This window comes from Barnesiella sp. CU968, assembly GCF_905219685.1.
Lineage (GTDB): Bacteria > Bacteroidota > Bacteroidia > Bacteroidales > Muribaculaceae > Lepagella > Lepagella muris_A.
In genome coordinates, this window is the sequence record NZ_CAJMXD010000264.1 from 1 (window position 1) to 4145 (window position 4145).

Below are 4145 nucleotides of genomic sequence, written 5' to 3' on the forward strand. Positions count from 1 at the left end.
GCTTTTAAACAAGCTCTTGTTCTTGGGAGAATTTGTCAGAATTATTATCTTTGCGGCATGAATCCGATTGTTCTGACTGTTTTAGGGTTATTGTTTGGCGGAAATGACAGCCACGCAAAAGAGTTGCCGGTAGGGGAAGGGTATTGCAAGACGTCTGTCAATGCTGCTGTGTTCAGAGGCGCTTCTCTCATCAGTAATGACAGTGTGCAGTATATATCATATTATGATCCGGAAGGTTACGTGATGGTCGGCAAGCGACGACTTGAATCGGAGAAGTGGACTGTCGCACGTACCGGATACAAGGGTAATGTGACGGACGGTCATAACGTTATATCAATCGGACTTGACGGCAAGGGTTATCTGCATCTCTCATTTGACCATCACGGACATCCGCTGAAATATGCGCGTTCCGTAGCTCCGGGGTCGCTGCAGTTCTCCGGGCTTCGCGGCATGACAGGCAAAGATGAAGAGGATGTGACATATCCCGAGTTCTACAGTCTTCCCTCGGGTGATATGCTTTTCGCATATCGTTCGGGAGCCTCGGGTAGAGGAAATCTGGTATTGAACAGGTATGACGTGTCATCCGGGACATGGAATCGCGTGCATGACATATTGATAGACGGTGAAGGGGAGCGCAATGCCTATTGGCAGATGTATGTGGACAAAGCCGGTGTTATTTATCTGTCGTGGGTATGGCGGGAGACCTGGCTTGTGGAGACCAATCATGACTTGTGTTATGCCGTATCTCATGACGGAGGGGAAACATGGCAGCGAACTGAGGGCACCCGGTATGAATTGCCCATCACAATACGCGATGCAGAAAAGGCATGGAGCGTGCCTCAGAATTCCGAACTTATCAATCAGACTTCGATGACTGCAGATTCCTCCGGTCGACCATATATCGCTACATATTGGAGAGATGAAAATGATTCCATTCCTCAGTATCGTCTCGTGTGGCACAACGGCGAGGAGTGGAAGATGTCGAAAGTCGGAGACCGAAAAACACCTTTCTCACTCTCAGGGGGAGGAACAAAAATGATACCTGTTTCCCGACCCCGGATAGCATCAGACGGAAAGAGAGCATATTATATATTCCGTGATTCGGAAAGATGCAGCCGTGTGTCGGTAGCATTCACGGAGTCACTCGGAGAATCAGGCTGGCGCATAATGGATCTGACCGATTATTCCGTTGATGCCTGGGAACCGACTTTTGATATAAACCGCTGGAACAAAAGGGGTGAACTTGATATCTTTGTACAGGAGGTGCATCAGGGGGACGGAGAAAAAGTAGTTTCTGACTCCGGGGAATCTACCACTGTGAAAGTAATAGAGTTAAGGGACTGAACAGGTGTGAGAGTTCAGTGGATTGAGAAAAATGTGGTGGTAAATGACATTGTGGCTGTCAGATAATTTCTTTTAAAGCATTTGCCAGCTGATCGGGGCAGGAGGTCGGTTTCTCACGGCATCTGATTCCTTCGAGCTTTTGTATCACGTCTTCTATCTCAAGACCTTCCACGAGAGCCGCGATGCCTTGCAGATTACCGTGACATCCTCCTGTGAATCTTACATTCTTCAGAATGCCGTTCTCTACTTCGAAGTCAATTACACGGGAACATGTGCCATTGGTGTTATAACTGTATTTCATGTCAAAGTAATTTTAAAATAATTTTGTTGTCTGCAAAATTAGCGAAAATATAATATATTTTGCACTATTTTGCGTTATGAATTATATGAAGCGCAGAATATTGGTTATAGATGATGAAGAAGCTTTAAGAGAGGGGTTGAAGGTTTACCTCGAACTTGAAGGATATGATGTGTGTGCATGTCATGATGCCGAAAGTGCCATGGCAATGGATTTGAGCGACTTTGATCTGATTCTTCTTGACATAATGATGGATGGAATGAACGGTATTGATTTTGCGAAGATAATACGTAGCAGGCAAGAGACGGCAGATGTCCCGATTATTTTTCTGACAGCAAAAGACTCGGAAGATGATATGATTACGGGTCTTGATATAGGGGCGGACGACTATATCGCGAAACCCTATTCACTTAGAAATGTCAAGGCAAGAATTGAAGCTGTTTTGAGACGTACGGGTATCAAGGGGTCTTGTAACGGTGTAAAATGTGACAGAGATACGCTTGTTTGTACTGTAGACAACAAAGAAGTACGATTGCCGCGTAAAGAGTTCGAGATATTGGCTCTCATGCTTGAAAACAAAGGACGGATTTTTTCGCGGGAAGAACTGTTGGACAGAATATGGCCGGAAAAGACAATCGTTACAGACCGGTCTGTAGATGTACATGTTACAAGGTTGAGGAGTAAAATATCTCCATATGGGCGCAATATAGTGTCAAGATCTGGATATGGGTATGGATGGCAGGATTAATATCGGGTTTCATACGAGAATCTTTGTCATGGTTCTCATGATATGCTGGGTTCTTGTAGGGACATTCGTTGTTTTCCAGTATCAGCGAGAGAAAGAATTCAAGACTATTCTTCTGGACTCGCAGCTGCAGACATTCAATTCCGGAATAATTGAAGACTTAAGATGCGGGTTGACTGCCGATTCAGCGGCATCCCATGTGACAAGTCCGGTCAATGATATCAGACTTACGTTGATAGCACGTGATGGAAAGGTAATTTATGACAATAATGACAAGACACCTTTCCCGACGACAGATCATAATAACCGGCCGGAGGTTCTGGAAGCGCGGATGAAAGGGCACGGACATTCCTCCGAACGTCATTCTCAAAGCGATGATGTCAGCTATTTCTATTCAGCGCAGATGGGGGATGACGGGGTTGTAGTGCGTTCCGCAGCCCCTTACACTCACAGCCTCCGGGAATTTTTAAAGATTGACAGCCGCCTGATATGGTTCATGATTATACTCACGCTGTTTATGAGTTTCTTTGCCTATTTTGCCACACGCAAGATTTCTACAAGTATAAAGCGCCTTAATGTATTTGCAGGGAAAGCCGAGAAAGGAGAAGAAATTTATGAGGATGAGGCTTTCCCGAAAGACGAACTCGGCAGCATTGCGAGCCATATAGTGAGACTATATGTTCAGAGAGACGAAGGTTATCGAGAGGCTCTACGACAGGAACAGGATAAGATACGACTTAAAAAACAGCTTACAAATAATATAAATCATGAATTGAAGACTCCTGTAGCCTCAATTCTTGTTTCACTTGAACTTCTCAGAGAGCATCCGGAGATGGATGAATCTATGAAACGGGATTTTATGGATCGTTTATATTCAAATGCAACCAGACTCGATAATTTATTGAAAGATATATCAGAGATAACGAGAATGGATGAAGGCATCGGAGTGATCAGGAAATCGGCAGTCAGGCTGAAGCCGCTTATTGATAATGTTGTAAGGGACATGCGGCTGAGGACCGATATGAAGATTGTGGTTGATGTCCCTGATATTACAGTTATCGGGAACTGCAGTCTGCTGGAATCTGTTTTTAAGAATCTTATAGATAATGCGATTGCCTACAGCGGAGGCGATACAATTGTTGTCAAATGTGATAATGAATGCAATTTTATAGTATCGGATAACGGTTGTGGTATTCCTCAGGAACATCTTCCTTATATCTTCGAAAGGTTTTATAGAATTGACAAGGGTAGATCACGGGAGTCCGGAGGCACAGGTCTCGGTCTCGCAATAGTGCGCAACGCGGTCGCCATTCATGGCGGCAAAATAAAGGCAGAGAGCAACAAAGGTCTTACGTTCCGCTTTAACCTTAAATATCCATAACCGGACGAAAAACATCAGCAACTGCCTGAGTCTCCGCAGACTGTATGAGGATTTGGACGCAGACGATTTTGTCAGGCATTTTCTTAATAAAAAGTTAACAAAAAATACATCAACATTTAATAATTATCACCGAATTTTGCAATGTATTAATTGTTAAATAATTGAACCGGAAGGTGCGGATAACATATTCTGTAATCTGACCGGTCTGTAAGAAACTGTCATTCAATCCACAGTATTATGGAAATTTTCTTTCTGGGAATAGTCGTGTTATTGTTTCTTCTTGCCGTTTTCGATCTTACGGTAGGAGTAAGCAATGATGCTGTAAATTTTCTAACGTCTGCGGTTGGCTCGAAGGCCGCCTCTTTTAAAGTTGTAAT

The 4145-nt window shown here is 43.9% G+C and carries 4 protein-coding genes; 3 read left to right on the forward strand and 1 reads right to left on the reverse strand.

Annotation, left to right across the window (positions count from 1 at the left end; translation table 11 throughout):
- The first annotated feature begins 57 nt into the window (after positions 1-57).
- Positions 58-1344, forward strand: coding sequence for a BNR repeat-containing protein (locus tag JX312_RS09875; protein WP_124029823.1), 1287 nt, complete (start codon positions 58-60; stop codon positions 1342-1344).
- Between the two features lie 58 nt (positions 1345-1402).
- On the opposite strand, the gene JX312_RS09880 is transcribed toward JX312_RS09875, so the two are convergent.
- On the reverse strand, positions 1403-1645 hold the full coding sequence (locus JX312_RS09880) for a TIGR03905 family TSCPD domain-containing protein (protein WP_123406833.1): 243 nt from the start codon (positions 1643-1645) through the stop codon (positions 1403-1405).
- Between the two features lie 76 nt (positions 1646-1721).
- On the opposite strand from JX312_RS09880, the gene JX312_RS09885 reads away from it, so the two are divergent.
- Both JX312_RS09885 and JX312_RS09890 read left to right on the forward strand, forming a co-directional pair.
- Positions 1722-2390 carry a response regulator transcription factor gene (locus JX312_RS09885; protein WP_123406835.1) on the forward strand — a complete coding sequence of 223 codons (669 nt, stop codon included), beginning with the start codon at positions 1722-1724 and terminating at the stop codon, positions 2388-2390.
- Positions 2391-2418: 28 nt separating this feature from the next.
- Positions 2419-3768, forward strand: a complete 1350-nt coding sequence (locus JX312_RS09890) for a cell wall metabolism sensor histidine kinase WalK (protein ID WP_204457873.1) — start codon at positions 2419-2421, stop codon at positions 3766-3768.
- The last annotated feature ends 377 nt before the right edge of the window (positions 3769-4145 follow it).